Annotated in this window: 20 protein-coding genes; 11 read left to right on the forward strand and 9 right to left on the reverse strand. The window is 72.0% G+C overall.

Annotation, left to right across the window (positions count from 1 at the left end):
• From ACIBX3_RS02800 to ACIBX3_RS02815, 4 genes are all read left to right on the forward strand, one after another.
• Entirely contained in the window at positions 1-1605 is a 1605-nt protein-coding gene (locus ACIBX3_RS02800) for an amidohydrolase family protein (protein WP_397112376.1), read from the forward strand.
• A gap of 224 nt (positions 1606-1829) precedes the next feature.
• Positions 1830-2903, forward strand: coding sequence for an alanine racemase (locus ACIBX3_RS02805; protein ID WP_397112378.1), 1074 nt, complete (start codon positions 1830-1832; stop codon positions 2901-2903).
• Entirely contained in the window at positions 2904-3284 is a 381-nt protein-coding gene (locus ACIBX3_RS02810) for a RidA family protein (protein ID WP_397112380.1), read from the forward strand.
• 9 nt (positions 3285-3293) lie between these two features.
• Complete coding sequence (locus ACIBX3_RS02815; protein WP_397112382.1) at positions 3294-4490, forward strand: hypothetical protein; 1197 nt, start codon at positions 3294-3296, stop codon at positions 4488-4490.
• On the opposite strand, the gene ACIBX3_RS02820 is transcribed toward ACIBX3_RS02815, so the two are convergent.
• The 4 genes from ACIBX3_RS02820 to ACIBX3_RS02835 all read right to left on the reverse strand — a co-directional run bounded on the left by ACIBX3_RS02820 (position 4487) and on the right by ACIBX3_RS02835 (position 6396).
• Positions 4487-4867 (reverse strand): VOC family protein, encoded by a 381-nt coding sequence (locus ACIBX3_RS02820; RefSeq protein WP_397112384.1) that lies wholly within the window; start codon positions 4865-4867, stop codon positions 4487-4489. The two genes, ACIBX3_RS02815 and ACIBX3_RS02820, sit on opposite strands and share 4 nt — an antisense overlap.
• The gene (locus ACIBX3_RS02825; RefSeq protein ID WP_397112386.1) at positions 4851-5615 is read right to left on the reverse strand and encodes a class I SAM-dependent methyltransferase; all 765 of its coding nucleotides are present in this window, start codon (positions 5613-5615) and stop codon (positions 4851-4853) included. The genes ACIBX3_RS02820 and ACIBX3_RS02825 overlap by 17 nt, the downstream gene beginning before the upstream one ends.
• A gap of 97 nt (positions 5616-5712) precedes the next feature.
• Positions 5713-6183: a Clp protease N-terminal domain-containing protein gene (locus tag ACIBX3_RS02830; RefSeq protein ID WP_397112388.1), complete on the reverse strand. Its 471-nt coding sequence runs from the start codon at positions 6181-6183 to the stop codon at positions 5713-5715.
• Between the two features lie 9 nt (positions 6184-6192).
• Positions 6193-6396 (reverse strand): hypothetical protein, encoded by a 204-nt coding sequence (locus ACIBX3_RS02835; protein WP_397112390.1) that lies wholly within the window; start codon positions 6394-6396, stop codon positions 6193-6195.
• A 52-nt stretch (positions 6397-6448) separates the two neighbouring features.
• Here ACIBX3_RS02835 and ACIBX3_RS02840 point away from each other — a divergent pair, with 52 nt between their 5' ends.
• Positions 6449-7870 carry an FAD-dependent oxidoreductase gene (locus tag ACIBX3_RS02840; RefSeq protein WP_397112392.1) on the forward strand — a complete coding sequence of 474 codons (1422 nt, stop codon included), beginning with the start codon at positions 6449-6451 and terminating at the stop codon, positions 7868-7870.
• Positions 7871-7880: 10 nt separating this feature from the next.
• Here ACIBX3_RS02840 and ACIBX3_RS02845 read toward each other — a convergent pair whose 3' ends face one another.
• Positions 7881-8528, reverse strand: coding sequence for a response regulator (locus tag ACIBX3_RS02845; protein ID WP_397112394.1), 648 nt, complete (start codon positions 8526-8528; stop codon positions 7881-7883).
• Positions 8525-9634 (reverse strand): histidine kinase, encoded by a 1110-nt coding sequence (locus ACIBX3_RS02850; RefSeq protein WP_397112396.1) that lies wholly within the window; start codon positions 9632-9634, stop codon positions 8525-8527. Before ACIBX3_RS02850 ends, ACIBX3_RS02845 begins: the two co-directional genes overlap by 4 nt.
• A gap of 94 nt (positions 9635-9728) precedes the next feature.
• Between ACIBX3_RS02850 and ACIBX3_RS02855 the strand changes: the two genes are divergently transcribed.
• From ACIBX3_RS02855 to ACIBX3_RS02870, 4 genes are all read left to right on the forward strand, one after another.
• Positions 9729-11465 carry a gamma-glutamyltransferase family protein gene (locus tag ACIBX3_RS02855; protein WP_397112398.1) on the forward strand — a complete coding sequence of 579 codons (1737 nt, stop codon included), beginning with the start codon at positions 9729-9731 and terminating at the stop codon, positions 11463-11465.
• Positions 11466-11571: 106 nt separating this feature from the next.
• Complete coding sequence (locus ACIBX3_RS02860; RefSeq protein ID WP_397112400.1) at positions 11572-11772, forward strand: hypothetical protein; 201 nt, start codon at positions 11572-11574, stop codon at positions 11770-11772.
• Between the two features lie 47 nt (positions 11773-11819).
• Positions 11820-12659 carry a sulfite exporter TauE/SafE family protein gene (locus ACIBX3_RS02865; RefSeq protein WP_397113378.1) on the forward strand — a complete coding sequence of 280 codons (840 nt, stop codon included), beginning with the start codon at positions 11820-11822 and terminating at the stop codon, positions 12657-12659.
• A 55-nt stretch (positions 12660-12714) separates the two neighbouring features.
• Positions 12715-14094 (forward strand): sel1 repeat family protein, encoded by a 1380-nt coding sequence (locus tag ACIBX3_RS02870; protein WP_397112401.1) that lies wholly within the window; start codon positions 12715-12717, stop codon positions 14092-14094.
• Here the strand turns inward: ACIBX3_RS02870 and ACIBX3_RS02875 are convergent.
• Positions 14091-14459: a VOC family protein gene (locus ACIBX3_RS02875; RefSeq protein ID WP_397112403.1), complete on the reverse strand. Its 369-nt coding sequence runs from the start codon at positions 14457-14459 to the stop codon at positions 14091-14093. The two genes, ACIBX3_RS02870 and ACIBX3_RS02875, sit on opposite strands and share 4 nt — an antisense overlap.
• A 61-nt stretch (positions 14460-14520) precedes the next feature.
• Here ACIBX3_RS02875 and ACIBX3_RS02880 point away from each other — a divergent pair, with 61 nt between their 5' ends.
• Positions 14521-14838 carry a PadR family transcriptional regulator gene (locus ACIBX3_RS02880; protein ID WP_397112405.1) on the forward strand — a complete coding sequence of 106 codons (318 nt, stop codon included), beginning with the start codon at positions 14521-14523 and terminating at the stop codon, positions 14836-14838.
• On the forward strand, positions 14835-15284 hold the full coding sequence (locus ACIBX3_RS02885; protein WP_397112407.1) for a VOC family protein: 450 nt from the start codon (positions 14835-14837) through the stop codon (positions 15282-15284). The genes ACIBX3_RS02880 and ACIBX3_RS02885 overlap by 4 nt, the downstream gene beginning before the upstream one ends.
• 6 nt (positions 15285-15290) lie before the next feature.
• Here the strand turns inward: ACIBX3_RS02885 and ald are convergent, their stop codons facing one another.
• Both ald and ACIBX3_RS02895 read right to left on the reverse strand, forming a co-directional pair.
• Complete coding sequence (gene ald / locus ACIBX3_RS02890) at positions 15291-16400, reverse strand: alanine dehydrogenase (protein ID WP_397112409.1); 1110 nt, start codon at positions 16398-16400, stop codon at positions 15291-15293.
• Positions 16401-16457: 57 nt separating this feature from the next.
• Complete coding sequence (locus ACIBX3_RS02895; RefSeq protein ID WP_397112411.1) at positions 16458-17840, reverse strand: aspartate aminotransferase family protein; 1383 nt, start codon at positions 17838-17840, stop codon at positions 16458-16460.

Genomic DNA, 17840 nt, shown 5'->3' on the forward strand with positions numbered 1-17840 from the left:
GTGGGCTTCGACGTGGTCATCAGTGGGGGGCGGGTGCTCGACGGCACGGGCGCCCCGCCGTACCGCGCGGACGTGGCGATCGCCGGAGACCGGATCGCCGCGGTCGGCCGGTTGGACGGCGCTCAGGCGGAGACCGTGATCGACGCTGCCGGGCGGTTCGTGACGCCGGGGTTCGTGGACTGTCATGTCCACGGCGACGCGGCCGTCTTCGACCCGGCGGTGCAGCGGGCGGCGCTGCGGCAGGGGGTGACCACGTTCGTGCTCGGGCAGGACGGGCTGTCCTTCGCGCCCGGCTCCGCCGAGACCGTCGCCTACGCGGCACGCTACTTCGCCGCCGTCAACGGCCCGATCCCCGGGCGAGCGCCCTCCGGCGAGGCGCAGGAGCCGCCGGCGGGATCTCCCCGCGGGCCGGGCGGGCAGGAGGTGCCGGCCGGCGGCCCGCTGACGGTCGGTGACCTGCTCGGCTCGTACGACCGCGCGGTGGCGCTCAACACGGCCTACCTGCTCCCCCACGGCACCATCCGCTACGACGTCATGGGCCCGTCGTCCGAGCCGGCCTCGCCCGGTGACCTGGCGGCGATGGTGCGGCGCGTCGAGCGCGGCCTGTCGGAGGGCGCGGCCGGGCTGTCGAGCGGGCTCGAATACCTGCCGGGCCGCTACGCCTCGGCCGAGGAACTGGCCGTGTTGTGCGAGCCGCTCGGCGGCCTCCCGTACGTCACCCACATGCGGGCCTACGGCGCCCGCGCCGGGGTCGGCATGGCGGAGGTCGTGGAGATCGCCGGCCGCTCCAAGGCCGCCGTGCACGTCTCCCACCTGCACGGACCCGCCGATGTGCTGCTGCCGCTGGTGGATGACGCGCTGGCCGGGGACGTGGACCTGACCTTCGACACCTACCCCTACCTGCGGGGCAACTCGATCCTGGCCATGTACGTGCTGCCGCCGTCCGTGCCGGGCGCCGAGCCCGGCCGCGCGCTGGAGATGATCGCCTCGGACGAGTTGGACGGCTGGTGGCCGGCGCTGGCCGAGACGTGGCCCCGGCTGACCGTCTCGCACGCCCCCGGCATGGAGTGGGCCGAGGGCCTGACCATGGTGGCGGCGGCCGAGCAGGCGGGGGTGGGGCCGGCCGAGTTGTGCCGCCGCCTCCTCACGGAGACGCGGCTGGAGGCGGGCGTCGTGTTCGCCCGCCCCGACGAGGGGCCGGAGGGGGAGGAGTCTGTACGCCGGATGTTGCGCCACCCCTCGCACACCGGCGGCTCCGACGGCATCTACGTGGGCGGTCATCCGCATCCGCGGGGGTTCGGGGCGTTCGCCAGGTTTCTCGGACGGCATGTCAGGGAGCTGGGTGACTGGACGTGGCAGCAGGCCGTCGTGCACCTGGCCGGGCACCCGGCCCGGCGGTTCGGGCTGTCGGACCGGGGGCTGCTGCGGGCGGGGTCCGCGGCCGACGTGGTGGTGTTCGACCCGTCCGCGGTGGGCGACCGGGCGACGTACGCGGACCCGCGCGTGCTCGCGACCGGCGTCGACGACGTGCTGGTGTCGGGGGTCCGCGTGCTGGCCGGGGGCGAGCTGACCGGGTCCACGCCCGGCCGCGCCCTCCGCCCGTGATTCACCTCACGTCCCGCCCTTCGCGCCACGCGCCCTCCGGCCGTGATTCACCCTCACGTCCCGCCCTTCGCGCCACGCGGCCTCCGGCCGTGCTTTCCCTCATCTCCCGCCTTCCCGCCCTACCGCCCGAAGGCCCTCAGCCGGAGTACGGCGGGGTGGGGGCGTGCGGAGGGGTGTGGGCGCGGGTGTTGGGATAGGGTCGGACGCGAAATGAAAGGGGTGCCGTGCCAGCGTCGATCTTCGAAGGCGGGTTCGGCTTTCCGCTGATGGTGGTGCATCGGGACGCGTTGGAGCACAACGTCGCGACGATGGCGGCGTTCGTCCGCGACCACGGGCTGGAGCTGGCCCCGCACGCCAAGACGCACATGTCCGCCGAGATCGCCGCCATGCAGCTCGCGGCGGGCGCCTGGGGGCTGACCGTCGCCACGCCGCGGCAGGCCAAGACGGTCCGGGGCTTCGGAGCCGACCGGATCATGGTCGCCAACCAGGTCGTCGATCCGGCGGGGCTCGCCTGGGCGGCCGACGAGCTGGAGCGGGATGCGGCGTTCGAGTTCCTGAGCTTCGCCGACTCCGTGACCGGGGTGGACATCCTGGCCGGGCACGCCGGGGCGCGGCCGTTCGGGGTGCTGGTGGAGCTGGGCCACGAGGGCGGCCGGGCCGGCTGCCGCACGCTCGACGAGCTGTTGCGGGTCGCCGCGCACGTGCAGGAGACGCCCGGGGTCGAGCTGGCCGGGGTGGCCGGCTACGAAGGTGGGCTGTCGACCGCCGACGAAGTCCGGAAATATCTGGTTTCGTTGCAGGAGGCCGTCGAGTACATCCGCGTCAGGAACCCCATCCTCAGCGTGGGTGGCAGCCAGTGGTTCGACGTGATCGGGCGGGAGCTCGTCGCCACCCAGGCCAGGATCCTGCTGCGCAGCGGCGCGTACGTCAGCCACGACGACGGCTACTACCGCGAGCGCACCCCGTTCAACCGCATCGACGGCGAGCTGCGCCCGGCGCTGGAGGTGTGGGCGCACGTGCTGTCCACGCCCGAGCCCGGGCTGGCCATCGTCTGCATGGGCAAGCGGGACGCGCCCTATGACGAGGGGCTGCCGATCCCGCGGCGCGGCGGGGTGACCGTGCTGAAGATGCAGGACCAGCACGCGATCGTGCGCGCCGACGGGCTCAAGCCCGGTGACCTGCTGGCTTTCGGCATCTCCCACCCCTGCACCGCGTTCGACAAGTGGCGCGTGCTGCCGCTGGTGGACCGGGACTACCGTGTCGTTGGCACCATCAACACCAGCTTCCAGGGAGATTGAGTGAAAAAGGAGCTCCGCACCAGCGAGGGTGCCGCCCCCATCGGCGCCTACTCGCAGGGCCTCGTGGTGGGCGACTTCGTCTACACCTCAGGCATGGGCCCGCTCGACCCGCGGACCGGCGAGATCGTCGGCGACGACGTGGCCACCCAGACGCACCAGGTCATGCGCAACCTCGGCGCCATCCTCGCCGCGCACGGCCTCGGCTTCGACGACGTGGTCAAGTCCACGGTCCACCTCCAGCACCTGGAGCGCGACTTCGCCGCCTACAACGAGGTCTACAAGTCGTACTTCAACGCGCCGTACCCCGTACGCACCACCGTGGGATCCCAGCTGCTGGGCATCCTGGTGGAGATCGACTTCGTCGCGCACAAGAGCGCATAAGGTCGGTTCGTGGACAGTTCGGTTTACGTCTTCGTCGAGGACCTGCGCGGCGAGGGCGTCGAGCGGGTGCTCGACAGGATCAGCGGATATGGCGTGGGCGGGATCACCGTCGGGGCCGTGCACCACGCCTCCCGCGACGTCACCCCGCACGGGCTGTCCAGGCTGACCGTCCGGCACGACGGGGCGCACTTCGCCCCGCCGGCCGACCTGTTCGCCGGGCACCGGCTGTCGCCGGTGCCCGGTCATCTGGACGCGTTCGACGGGCTTCGGGAGGCCTGTGCGAAACGGTCCATGAAGCTCCACGGATGGACCGTTTTCCTGCGTAACGCCACGATCGGCATGGGACATCCGGACGTGACCGTGCGCGACTGCTTCGGCGACCGCGGCGCCCCGGCCGACCTGTGCCCGGCCCATCCGGACGTGCGCGAATACGCCGTCGCGCTGGCCAGGGCGGTCGCCAGGCTCGGGGTGGACAGCGTGGTGGCCGAGTCGCTGCACTTCCGGCCGCTGAAGGCGCAGCGGTCGTTCGTGCCGCTGGGGCCGATGGACGCGTACCTGTTCGGGCTCTGCTTCTGCGACTACTGCCTGCGGCGGGCCACCGACCTGGGCGTGAACGCGGAGGTGGCGCGGGAGGAGTGCGCGGGGATCGTGGGCCGGGTGTTCGACGGCGACCCGCCCGCGCAGGGCGAGGTGACCCGGGCGGCGCTCACCGCGTACGCGGGACCCGACGTCGTGGCCTACGCCCGGGCGCGGTCCGAGACCGTCACGACGCTGGTGTCGGAGGTGGCCTCGGCGGTGGCCGAGGAGGGCTCCCGGCTGGTGTTCATCGACTCGACGGGCGCGGTCAAGGGATACGCCGACGGGCTGCCGACGCCCGGCCTGGCGGCGCATGACGCCTGGCAGTTCGGGGTGGACCTGGTGGCGCTGGGCGACCTCGTGCCGGCGTTCGGGGTGCTGGCCTATGCGCGTGACGCGGCGCGGGTGGCCGACGACGTGGGTGCCTACCTGCGGTCCGTGGGCAAGGACCGGGAGGTGCGGGCGGTGCTGCGGCCGGGCTACCCCGACAGCGACTCCGCCGACCGGCTGGTGGCCAAGGCCCGCGCGGCGAAGGCGGCGGGAGCGCTCGCCGTCGACTTCTACGCGTATGGGCTGGCGCCGCACCCGGTGCTCGACCGCATCCCGGCCGCCCTGTCGGAAGCCCTCTAACCGATACCGAACAGGCAGAACTCGTTGCCCTCCGGGTCGGCCAGCGTCACCCACTCGTCGTACGTGGCCAGCAGGGTGGCGCCCAACTCGGTCAGCCGGGCGAGCTCGGCGTCGGGGTCGCCGGTCTCCAGGTCGAGATGGAGGCGGTTCTTGACGATCTTGCGTTCGGGCACGCGCACGAACCACAACCGCGGCGGCCCGCCCTCGACCAGCACCGTCGGGTCGTCCTCCGGGTCGTCGATCCCCTCGCCGCGCAGCCGCTCCAGCTCGGCCTCGTCGTACGGCGCCACGGCATAGCCCTCCAGCGCGGCGGCCCAGAACCTCGCCAGCGAGGCCGGGTGCCGGCAGTCCACCACGACGTCACGCAGCCTGGCCACGGGGCCTCCTCGCCTCGATGAGGAACCTGCTGGAATGCGCCACGAACGGCCCTTCGGCCTCGATCCGCTCGTGCAGCGCGCGCAGCTTGTCCTCGTACCGCTCGACCGAGAACCCCGGCACGATCCAGATCACCTTGCGCAGGAAGTAGATCACCGCGCCGACGTCGCAGAACTCCATCCGCAGCCGTTCGTACCGCAGGTCGACGACCTCCAGCCCGGCGGACTCGGCGGCCGCCCTGGCGTTGCCGGGATCGCGGTGCGAGCCGTCGTACGGCCCCATGAAGTATTCGGTCAGCTCGGCCACGCTCCACGGCCCGACCTGCTGGGAGAAGTAAGTCCCGCCGGGCCGCAGCACCCTGGCGATCTCCTCCCACCACGTCACCACCGGATGGCGGCTGCTCACCAGGTCGAAGACGCCGTCGCGGAACGGCAGCCGCGGCTCCTCGTCGTCGGCCACCACCCACGCCCCGCGCGGGCGCAGCCGGGAGGCGGCCAGCTTCAGGTTGGGCGGCCACGACTCGGTGGCCACGATCATCGGCGGCAGGGTGGGCAGGCCGGCCAGGATCTCGCCGCCGCCGGTCTGGATGTCGAGCGCGGCCCGCGCTGCGGCCATCCGCTCACCGAGGAGCCGGGAGTAGCCCCACGAAGGCCACTCCTCGGCGGCCCGCCCGTCGAGCCAGGAGAAGTCCCAGCCGTCCACGGAGACGGTGCTCGCCTCCTGGACGAGATCATCGTACGTGCGCCGCATCTTTCGACCTTGTCAGCGCCGCCCCGGGCCGATCAACCAAATTTCGTCACGCGCGTTGTCTGGCCGAGCAAGCTCGGCCGCGCTGGGATGGATCTCCTCACTCCGTTGCGGATCCATCCCAGCGGCTGCGCACTGCCACCCGGTCGATCCCGAGGTGGTCGACGAGCTGTGCGACGGGGTCGGGCCGGCGCTGCGCCAGCAGGGTGAGCGCGAGCTTCCGGTGTGCCTCCTCGGACCTGGTCTTCATCGTCGTGGCCTTGATGGCCTGGTTGATGACCGCACGGGCGCTGGAGGTGAGCGCGGTGCTGGGGACCGGTTTGTGTTTGCGCGGGATGTTCGGCAGGTCGCCGACCTCGATGCCGAGCATGCGCAACGCCTCCTTGTCGAGGTCGTCGAGCGCGGCCCGCGCCCCCTCCAGATCCACGCCCAGCACCCGCGCCGAGTCCGGGTGGTGCAGGAGGCCGAGCAACAGGTGCTCGGTGCCCAGGCGGCGGTCGCCCCGCTGCCTGGCCTCCTCGAACGCGGCCTTGATGACCACGTGGAACGGCGTCTTCTGTCTGCCCAACATCGCGAATCCTCACTTCCCGTACTTGGCGTGCACGGACTGCCGTGACATGCCGAGCGCGTCGCCTATCTGCTCCCAGGTCCAGCCCTGCTCTCGGGCGAGCGCGACCGACACCGCCTCGACCTGCTCGGCCAGCCGGTGCAGCGCGCCCACCGCCCGCAGCCCCATGGCCGGGTCGTCGGACCTGATCCGTTCGGAGAGTTCTGCTACGTCCACGCTGTCAGGCTAGGTTGACAACCCCAGGTTTGTCAATCTAGCCTGACACGCCATGGACGACATTGTGATCGTGGGAGCCGGACCTGTGGGGCTCATGCTCGCGTGCGAGCTGGCCCTGTCGGGGATCCGCCCGATCGTGCTGGAGAAAAGATCAGAGCCGAGCGAACTGCCCAAGGCCAACGGCCTCGGCGGGCAGATCGTCGAGCTACTCGACCACCGCGGCCTGCTGGAGCGTTTCAGCGAGGGCAGCCCGTTCGCGGGCCGGGCTCCGGGGTTCCCGTTCGGCTCGGTGCCGCTGCGGTTCGACGGGCTGGACGACATCCCCCTGCGGCTGTTGCTGATCCAGCAGCCGCGTATGGAGCGGCTGCTGGCCGAACGAGCGGTCGAGCTCGGCGCCGGTATCAGGCGAGGGTGCGAGGTTGTGTCCCTCTCCCAGGACACCGAGGGAGTGACGCTCGGCCTGACGGACGGCCACGTGCGTGCCCGCTACGTCGTGGGCTGCGACGGCGGGCACAGTCTCGTGCGGGAGCTGGCCGGGATCGGCTTCCCCGGCACCGCTGACGACCACGTGCTGCGGCTGGGCCACTTCAAACTGGACGGCGTCGCCGACCCCTTCAAACCTGTGGAGATGGCCGGGCTGGGACCGGGCTGGAACCGGACCTCGCGCGGCCGCGTGCTGCTCACCTCGCTCCGGCACGATGTGCTCATCGCCGGCGTTCGCGAGAAGAGCGGCCCACTCGACGGTCCCGTGACGATCGAGGACTTCCGCGCGGCTGTGCGCCGTGTGCTGGGCAGGGACCTGCCCCTGGGCGAGGCGATCTGGCTGTCGAGCACGGTCGCGCAGGCCAGGCTGGCCGAGCGGTACAGGACCGGACGGGTGTTCCTGGCGGGGGACGCCGCGCACCTCTTCCCCGCGGGCGGCTCGGCGCTCAACGTGGGCATGACCGACGCCGCCAACCTCGGCTGGAAGCTGGCCGCCACGCTCCGCGGCCGGGCACCGGGCGGACTGCTCGACACGTACGAGGCCGAGCGCCGCCCCGTCGCCGAGCGCGCCCTCGTGCAGACTCGCGCGCAGGCGGCCCTCGACCGCCTGGACGATGCGGACGGTGCCGCCCTGCGCGAGCTGCTCACCGAGGTGTTCGCCTTCGAGCAGCCCGCGCGCCACCTGGCCGCGCTGCTGCACGGCTCCGACGTACCGTACGGCTCCGCGCGGCATCCGCTGGTCGGCCGGTTCGTCCCCGACCTGGCGCTGGCGGACGGGCGCCGGGTGGCCGAGCTGATGCGCGCGGGCCGTCCCGTGCTCCTCGACCTGGGCGCCGGTCTCGCGCTCGACGACGACTGGATCGACGTGGTCCGGGCCCGCTCCGCCGAAGCCCCCGCCGACGCGCTGCTGATCCGCCCCGACGGCTACGTGGCCTGGGCGGGCGCAGAGGGCATGCCCGAGGCGGTGTCCGCCTGGTTCCAGTTGGCCTGACTGCATTTGGCTAAGCCCAGCCCGGCTTGACCAGCCCCGACTCGTACGCGATGACCACCAGTTGAGCCCGATCCCGGGCGTGCAGCTTCATCATGGCCCGGCTCACATGAGTCTTGGCCGTGGCCGGCGACATGAACAGCTTGGCGGCGATCTCGTCGTTGGTCATGCCGGTGCCGACCAGCGCGAGCACCTCGCGTTCGCGCTCGGTGAGCTGGTCGAGGCCGTCGACGGCGACCGGCTCCTTGGCGCGGGAGGCGTACTCGGCGATCAGGCGGCGGGTCACGCTCGGCGACAGCAGCGCCTCGCCGGCGGCGACCACCCGGACGGCCTGGATCAGCTCGGCCGGCTCGGTGTCCTTGACCAGGAAGCCGCTGGCCCCGCCGCGCAACGCCTCGAAGACGTACTCGTCCAGCTCGAACGTGGTCAGGATGATGATGCGCGGCCCCTCCGGCATCTGGCGGGTGGCGGTCAGGCCGTCGGTGCCCGGCATGCGGATGTCCATCAACACCACGTCGGGCCCGTGCTGCCTGGCCAGCCGCACCGCCTCCGCGCCGTCGGAGGCCTCGGCCACCACGGTCATGTCAGCCTGGGCGTCCAGCAGCGCCTTGAAGCCCGCCCGGACCAGCGCCTGGTCGTCGGCCAGCAACAGCTTGATCATGAGGTCTCCTCGGGTAGGGGCAGCCGGGCCTCGACCTGGAAGCCCTTGCCGGACGGGCCCGCGACCAGAGTCCCGCCCAGCGCGGCGGCCCGCTCGCGCATGCCGGGGATGCCGTTGCCGCTGCCCGACTCGGACAGTACAGCAGGCTTGATCGCGCCGTTGTCGGTCACGCGGACGACCAGCTCGCGGTCGGCGTACTCCAGGCGCACGGTCACCGCCGAGCCGGGGGCGTGGCGGGCGGCGTTGGTGAGCGACTCCTGCACGATCCGGTACGCGGCCCGCTCCACCGACGGCGGCAGCGGCCGCGAGCCTACGCGTTTGAGCGTCACGTCCATGCCGGAGCGCTCGATCAGCTCGTCGAGGCGGTCGAGCCCGGCCGTGGGCGAGCGCGGGGCGCCCTCGCGCAGCACGTTCAGCACCGAGCGCATCTCGCCGAGCACCTCCTTGGACGCCGTCTTGATGGTGGCCAGGGCGGTCCTGGCCTGGTCGGGGTTGTCGTCGATGAGGTGCAGCGCGGTCGAGGCCTGGACGTGGATGAGCGAGATGTTGTGCGCGAGCACGTCGTGCAGCTCCTGCGCCATGGTCAGCCGCTCCTCGCTGGCCTGCCGCCTGGTCTCCTCCTCGGCGGCGCGCTGCTGCTGGGCGCGCCGCTCGCGGGCGATCCTGATCAGCTCGGCCGCGACCATGAAGAGCAGGATGAACGACGAGACCGCCAGGTCGTGGAAGAGGCCGCGGGTCGGCTGCAGGGTGATCCACGAGTAGGCGATGAAGATCACGAGCGTGACCCCGGCCAGAGTCCAGGCCGTCAGCCGGTGACGATGCAGGACCAGCAGGAACAGCATGGCGATCGGCGAGAAGAACACGCCGCCGTAGGGATAGCCGCCCCAGACGTAGGCGTAGGTCGCCAGGAAGGTGACCAGGGCCGTGGGGATCGGGAACCTTCGGTGCAGGACGATCATCAGCGGCCCGGCCAGCAGCAACCCGTACGCCAGCGGGTCGAGTGGCTCCCTGTCCGGCTGCCCGCGCTGGGCGCCCTGCGACAGCGCGAGCTGGAGCACGGCCGCGATCAGGGCGAGATACGGGGCGAATCCGGACTTCGAGCGCACGTCTCAACGCTAGATCAATGCCCTGACCGGTGCATCATCTCCATGGCGCAGGGGGCCCTACCGCGATGGGCGTACCTGGGCCATGGTGGAGACCATGCGCCGAGCGATCGTCCCCGCAGCAGCAGTCCTCATCGCGCTCGTGCCGGCCCCTCCGGCGTCGGCCGAGCCCCAGCCCCAGACCCAGCAGAAGGTCCCGGTCGCCGAAGGGTACGGCGGCGCCGTCGCCACCGTCGACCTGGACGCCAGCAAGGCCGCCATCTCCGTGCTGAGGAGGGGCGGCAACGCCGTGGACGCCGCGGTCGCCGCCGGCGCGGTGCTGGGCGTCACGGAGCCCTACTCGTCCGGCCTGGCCGGCGGCGGCTTCATGGTCTACTACGACGCCAGGCAGCGTAAGGTCTTCACGATCGACGGCCGCGAGACCGCGCCGCAGGCCATGACCTCGACCACGTTGGAGGGCATCCCGTTCGAGGAGGGGGTCACCAGCGGCCTGTCGGCCGGTGTGCCCGGCACGCCCGCGAACTGGGACCTGGCCCTGCGCAGGTTCGGCACGATCTCGCTGGAGCAGGCGCTCCAGCCGGCGATCGAGGTCGCCTCCAAGGGCTTCGTCGTGGACCAGACCTTCCACGACCAGACCGCCGCCAACGCCGCCCGCTTCAAGGACTTCACCTCCACAGCGAAGCTGTACCTCCCGAACGGCGCCCCGCCGCCCGTCGGCTCGGTCTTCAGGAACCCCGAGCTCGCGGCCACGTACCGCGAGCTGGGCAAGCGCGGCCCCGGCTGGCTGTACGGCGGCCGGCTGGGCCAGGAGATCGTGGCCACCGTCAAGCGGCCGCCGGTCACCCCGGGCAGCACCCGCAACGTCCGTCCCGGGCTGATGGAGATGTCCGACCTGCGGGCCTACCGCGCCCTCATGCGCGAGCCCACGAAGATCTCCTACAACGGCATGGACGTGTACGGCATGGCGCCCCCGTCCTCCGGCGGTTCGACCGTCGGCGAGGCGCTCAACATCCTCGAGTCCCTTCCCGAGGTGGGCCTGCACGAGTACCTGGAGGCCTCCAGGCTGGCCTTCGCCGACCGCGGCAAGTACGTCGGCGACATCCCCGGCGTGCCGCTGAAGGAGCTGCTGTCCGACGGCTTCGCCAAGGAACGCGCCTGCCTGGTCGGCGAGACCGCGATGCCGCACCCGGCCGCGCCCGGCAGCCCGGACGGCTCGTACGAGCCCTGCGCCCAGCCCACCGGCAGCGCCACCCCGATCGCGGACGAGGGCCCGGAGACCACCCACCTGGTCGTGGCCGACCGCTGGGGCAACGTGATCGCCTACAACCTGACCATCGAGTCGACCGGCGGCAACGGCATAGTGGTGCCGGGGCGCGGCGTGCTGCTCAACAACGAGCTGACCGACTTCACCTTCGGCCCGGCGCCCGGCGATCCCAACCTGCCCGCCCCCGGCAAGCGGCCACGCTCGTCGATGGCGCCGACGCTGGTGTTCGACCACGGCAGGCCGGTGCTGGCGGCCGGCTCGCCCGGCGGCTCGACCATCATCACGACCGTGCTGCAGATCCTCGTCAACCGGTACGAGTTCGGGATGAGCCTGCCCGACGCGCTCGCCGCGCCGCGCGCCACCCAGCGCAACACCGCGCAGACGCAGGCCGAGCAGGCGTTCCTGGACCGGCACCGGGCCGAGCTGGAGGCCCGCGGGCACAGCTTCGCGCTCAACCCGGAGATCGGCGCCGCCACGGCGCTGGAGTTCCTCGGCCGGGGGCGCGTCCAGGCCGTGGCCGAGCCGGCGCGGCGCGGCGGCGGCAGCGCGATGGTGGTGATACCCCGGTAGGCACATGCCCCCCCAAACGTCACGAAGAGTGCCACAACTGTCACTGGCCGCAGCCAGGCAGCCGCGTTACTTTGCACATACGGCTACCTAGAAAGCAGGGAAAGTCATGCGGTCCATCGCCAAGTTCTGCGGCCAGTGCGACTGCGGTTGCCCCGAGCTCTTCGTCGACCACAACGCGCCCGAGGAGCGCCAGGTCGTCATCACCGACGACTTCGGGCAGCGCGTGGAGATGAGCCTCGACCAGTTCGGCTCGATCGTGGCGGCCGCCAAGAGCGGGTCTCTGGACAGCCTGGCGCTCGTCCACTGAGCGCGCAGGCCGCCACCCTGCTCGCCGGCGGAGTCGCCGCCGGGCTCCTGGCGGGGACCGCGACCTGCACCGCCGCGCAGGGCGGCCTGCTCATGGGCCTGGCCGGCCGATACCACGGGCGCGATCCGGCGCTGGTGGGATGGTTCCTGGCCGGGCGGCTGGTGTCGCACACGCTGGCCGGGGCGCTGCTCGGGCTGCTCGGCTCGGCCGTCAGCCCGCCGCCGGCGGCCCGCGCGGCATTGCTCGTCGCGGCGGGCACCATAGTGATCGTCTTCGCGGTCCGGCTCATGCGGCGCGGGCACTGCTCGGCGCATGAACCGGAAGGCGAGATCCCCCGGTACAAAGCGCCGCTGCTCGGCGCGGCCACCGTGCTCGTGCCGTGCGGCGTGACGCTCGGCATGGAGATGATCGCCGTCTCCAGCGGCTCGCCGCTGGCCGGGGCGGCGGCCATGGCGGGGTTCGTGCTCGGCACCGCTCCGGCGTTCGCGCTGCTCGGGTACGTTGTGCGGCGCGTCTCCCGCACCCGGCTCGCCAGGGTCGCCGGGCTGGTGGCCATCGCCGCCGGGCTCTGGTCCATCGGCGCCGGGCTCAACCTGGGCGGCTGGCTGCCCGGTCCCACGCCTCCCGAGTCGTCCGCCCCCGCCTCGCAGACGGTCACCGTGTGGGCCACACGCGACGGCTACCGCCCGGCCATGGCGCCGGCGCCCGCGGGCGTGCCGGTCGAGATCGTCTTCAAGCTCGCCGACCGGGGGTGCACCGCCACCGTCGCGATCGACGGGCGCGACGTCGCGCTGCCCGCCACCGTACGCCTGCCGCCACAACCGCCCGGCAGGTTGCGTTACGCCTGCGGAATGGGCATGTACGCGGGGTTCATCGACTTCTCATAGCAGCTTGTCGGCGATTACTGTTCGCAATCGCGCGATCACGTGCCAGTCTGTCGCCATGTCCTGGCAAGGAGAGGTGGCGGCGCCGGCCGTACCGGCGCCGCGCGTGGGAGACGAGCTCGAGCTGCTGGCCGCCGCGCAGGCAGGCGATCCGAAGGCCGCGCACCGGCTCGGCAAGCTCTACGCGCAGCACGGCGACCGGGCGGCCGCGAAGCACTGGTGGGAGCGGGCCGCCGCGGGCGGCAACGTCGACAGCGCCTTCAACCTGGGCATCTGGCACGAGAAGCACGGCAGCCTGGAGGACGCCGTCGCCTGGTACGAGACCGCCGCCACCACGGGCGACGCCGAAGCGGCGGCCAACCTGGCGACGCTCCTGCTGGAGCAGCGCGGCGACGTGCGGACGGCCAGGAGGTGGTACGAGAGCGCGGCCCGCGCCGGGTCCAGGATCGCGGCCCGCAGGCTGGCGCTGCTGTGCGAGGACGCCGACGAGCTCGCGGCGGCCCGTGAGTGGCACCGCCAGGCGGCAGGCGACGGCGACATGGCCTCGGCCCACGACCTGGGCTTCCTGGCGTACGCGGCGGGCGACGACGAGGAGACCGTGCGGTGGTGGGAGTACGCCGCGAGGGGCGGCCACGCCGAGTCCGCCTACTGCATGGGCCTCCTTCTCGACGCCGGCCGTGACCCCGAGGGCGCCGAGGTCTACTACCGGCTGGCCGCCAGGAGCGAGCACCCCGGCGCCGCCTCCCGGCTCGGCGGGATCGCGCTGTCCAGGGGCGACCTGCGCACCGCGCGGGCCTGGTTCGAGCGGGCCGCGAACGCCGGGCGCGTCGAGGACCAGCGGATGGCCGGATTCGTGTGCGTGGAGCTGGGTGACTGCGGGGCGGCCAGCCACTGGTTCGGCAGGGCGGCGGTCGGCGGGGACGCCGAGTCGGCCTTCAACTACGGGCTGCTGCTCATCGCCGAGTTCGACGACCTGGCGGGCGGCCGGCACTGGTTCCGCCAGGCGGCGCGGGCCGGCCACCACGGCGCCGCCGTCGAGCTGGGCGGGCTGCTGTCGGTGGCCGGCGAGCCGAGCGAGGCGTGGCTGTCCGACCCGCCGCCGCCCTCCTGGGCCCGTCCGGCCGAGCCGGAGCTGGCCGCGCGGGCCGAACTGGCGGCTGCCGCCACCGGCCGCAGGGGCGGGATATCGCTGGACGTGGCGGAGCTGACCGAGGTCCTGGGCACGTGGGATCTGGTGACCAGGCCGCTGCACGACCATTCGGACGTGATCGGATGGCTGATGCGGCGGAGCGGGCTGCACGCGAGCGCCATCGAGCACCTGGCGTCGGTACGCGGCACGCTGCTGCGCCCGGGCAGCGCCCCATGGCCGAGCCCGGGCGAGATCCAGCACGTCCTGGCCACCGCCCGCGATCTGCGGCGGCGATTGGGCGTCCGTTAACGCTGGCCGAGGTGGAACAGGTTGCCGTCGTCGTCCTTGAAGACCGCCGACCAGCCCCACGGCTGCTGCTGCGGCTCCTGGGTGAACTCGACGCCGCGGGCCGCCAGCTCCTCGTGCGTCTTGACGATGTCGTCGGCCTGGAACAGCACGTAGTTGGGCAGCTCCTTGGCCAGCACCGGCCACTTGGGATCGGCCTTGCTGATGACCAGCCCGGTGCCGCCGCCGGGCGGCTGGACCTCGATCCAGCGGTCCTCGCCGTACGGCATGTCCTTGGTGATCTCGAAACCCACCTTGCCGGTCCAGAAGTCGACGGCTCGCTGCTGGTCCTCGACGTAGATGGTGACCTGGCTGATGCCGAGCGCCATTGCTCCTCCTTGGGTTTATATCCGTGATGGATATAACCATCGTGGTGCTATGGTGTCAATCATGCTCACCGCCGCCGGGTTCCACGTGCTGCTCGCCCTGGCCAGCGGCTCAGGGCATGGCTACGCGGTGATGCGGTTCGTCGAGGAGATCAGCGGCGGCGCGGTGAAGCTGGGTCCGGGCACGCTCTACCGGACGATCAGCCGCCTGGTGGCCGACGGCCTGGTCGAGGAGACCGCCGACGCAGACCCCGAGGCGCCGCACGACGCCCGGAGGCGCTACTACAAGCTGACGCCGCAGGGCGAGCGGGCCGCGCGGGCCGAGGCCGAGCTGATGGCCCGCCTGGTGAGCGCGGCGAGTGAGGCAGGATTGATCGCATGACATCGCTACGCCCGCAGGGGCTCTGCCCGCACCTGTTCGTGCGCGACGCGGAGGCGGCGATCGCCTTCTACCGCGAGGGCCTGGGCGCGGTGGAAGTGTTCAGGAACACACTGTCCGACGGAGTGGTCCTCTTCGTGGAGCTGCAGCTCGGAGCGGGGCGGCTGCTGGTGAGCGAGGAGATGCCCGGCCTGGGCGCGCTGGCGCCGCCGACGCTGGGCGGCAGCCCGGTGCTCATCCTGCTGGAGGTGATGGACCCCGACGCGGTGGCCGAGCGGGCGATCGACGCCGGGGCCGAGATGGAGCAGCCGGTGCGGGAGATGTTCTGGGGCGAGCGGTACGGCGTGCTGCGCGATCCCTTCGGCCACCGGTGGGCGGTGACGACGGCCAGGGAGCAGCTCACACCCGACGAGATCGTGCGGGGCACGACGTACCGCCCAGAAGACTAGACGGGACTAGACGACCTCGGCGACCGGGGTGAACGGCAGGCCGAGCGCCTCGGCGACCGGCTCGTTCGTCAGCAGGCCGTCGTGCGTGTTGAGGCCGGCCGCGAGGCCCGCGTCCGCCTTGAGCGCCTCCCGCCAGCCCAGGTTGGCCAGCTTGACCGCGTACGGGAGGGTCGCGTTGGTCAGGGCGTACGTGGAGGTGTTGGCCACCGAGCCGGGCATGTTGGCCACGCAGTAGAAGACCGACTCGTGCACCTTGTACGTCGGCTCGGCGTGCGTGGTCGGACGCGAGTCCTCGAAGCAGCCGCCCTGGTCGATGGCGATGTCGACGAGCACCGAGCCCGGCTTCATGCGGGAGACGAGGTCGTTGGAGACCAGCGTCGGGGCCTTGGCGCCGGGGATCAGCACCGCGCCGATCACCAGGTCGGCCTGGAGGACCTCCTGCTCGATCGCGTACCGCGTGGAGACCAGCGTCTTGAGCCGGCCCTGGTAGACGGCGTCGATGGAGCGCAGGCGGTCGATGTTGGTGTCGAGCACGGTGACGTCCGCGCCCATGCCGACGGCGATCTGCGCGGCGTTCAGCCCCGACACGCCGCCGCCGATCACGACCACCTTCGCCGGCGCCACGCCCGGCACGCCGCCCGGCAGCACGCCGCGGCCGCCGTTGAAGCGCATCAGGTTGTACGCGCCCACCTGCGGCGCCAGCCGCCCGGCGACCTCGGACATCGGGGCCAGCAGCGGCAGCGCGTTGCCGACCTGGACGGTCTCGTACGCGATGCCCGTGGTCCCGGCGGTGAGCAGCGCGTCCGTGCAGGCGCGGGAGGCGGCCAGGTGCAGGTACGTGAACAGCACCAGACCGTCGCGCAGCCGCTGGTACTCCTCGGCGATCGGCTCCTTGACCTTGAGCACCATGTCCGCCTCGCCCCACACGGCGTCGGCGCCGTCGAGGATCTTCGCGCCGGCCGCGAGGTACTCCTCGTCCGTGATGTGCGAGCCCAGGCCCGCGCCCCGCTGGACGAGGACGTCGTGGCCGTTGCGCACCAGCTCGTGAACGCCTGCGGGCGTGGCGGCGACACGGTACTCGTGGTTCTTGACCTCGGCAGGAACGCCGATCTTCATTGCGGTGGATCCTTTCGGGAGCCGGCACACCGTTGTGCCGGGCTGAGGGGTGTCAGGTCAGATGCGGGCCCACGCCTCGGTGAGCACGCCGCGGAGGATGGAGCCGATCTCCTCGAACTCCTGCGGACCGGCGATGAGCGGGGGCGCGAGCTGGATGACGGGGTCGCCGCGGTCGTCGGCGCGGCAGTAGAGCCCGGCGTCGAACAGCGCCTTGGAGAGGAAGCCGCGCAGCAGCCGCTCGGACTCGCCGGCGTCGAACGTCTCCTTGGTGGCCTTGTCCTTGACCAGCTCGATGCCCCAGAAGTAGCCGGAGCCGCGCACGTCGCCGACGATCGGCAGGTCGCGCAGGTCGTCGAGGGTCTGCTGGAACAGCGGCTCGTTCTTGGTGACGTGGCCGAGCAGGTCCTCGCGCTCGAAGATGTCGAGGTTGGCCAGGGCGACGGCCGCGGAGACCGGGTGGCCGCCGAACGTGTAGCCGTGCGCGAACATGTTGTCGCCGTTCTTGAACGGCTCGAACAGCCGCTCGTGCGCGATCATGGCGCCGATGGGCGAGTAGCCGCTGGTCATGCCCTTGGCGCAGGTGATGATGTCCGGCACGTAGTCGAACTTCTGGCCGCCGAACATCGTGCCGAGCCGGCCGAACGCGCAGATCACCTCGTCGGACACCAGCAGAACGTCGTACTCGTCGCAGATCTCGCGCAGGCGCTGCCAGTAGCCGGGGGGCGGCGGGAAGCAGCCGCCCGCGTTCTGCACGGGCTCGGCGAAGACGGCGGCCACCGTGTCGGGGCCCTCCATCTCGATGGCGCGCGCCACGCGGTCCGCGGCCCAGAGGCCGTACTCCTCGGGCGTCATGCCCTTGACGCCGGAGATCTCCTCGGCCCGGTAGTGGTTGGTGTTGGGGACGCGGACGGACCCGGGCACGAGGGGCTCGAACATCTGCTTGAACGCCGGGATGCCGGTGATCGACAGCGCGCCCTGCGGGGTGCCGTGGTAGGCGATCTGGCGGCTGATGACCTTGTGCTTGAGCGGCTTGCCGGTGAGCTTGAAGTACTGCTTGGCCAGCTTCCACGCGCTCTCCACCGCCTCGCCACCGCCGGTGGTGAAGAAGACGCGGTTCAGCTCGCCGGGGGCCTGCGCGGCCAGGCGCTCGGCCAGCTCGGCCGCCTTGGGGTGCGCGTAGGACCACAACGGGAAGAACGCCAGCTCCTGCGCCTGTTTGGCGGCGGCCTCGGCCAGCTCCTGGCGCCCGTGCCCGACCTGGACCACGAAGAGCCCGGCCAGGCCGTCGAGATAGCGCTTGCCGTGGATGTCGTAGACGTACGATCCCTCACCGCGCACGATGGTCGGGATCTCGGACTGCTCGTACGCGCTGTGCCTGGTGAAGTGCAACCACAGGTGATCTTGCGCGGCCTTCAGGACGTCGTGTTCCGGCTGCGTCAT

It is taken from the genome of Nonomuraea sp. NPDC049480, from assembly GCF_044465905.1.
Lineage (GTDB): Bacteria > Actinomycetota > Actinomycetes > Streptosporangiales > Streptosporangiaceae > Nonomuraea.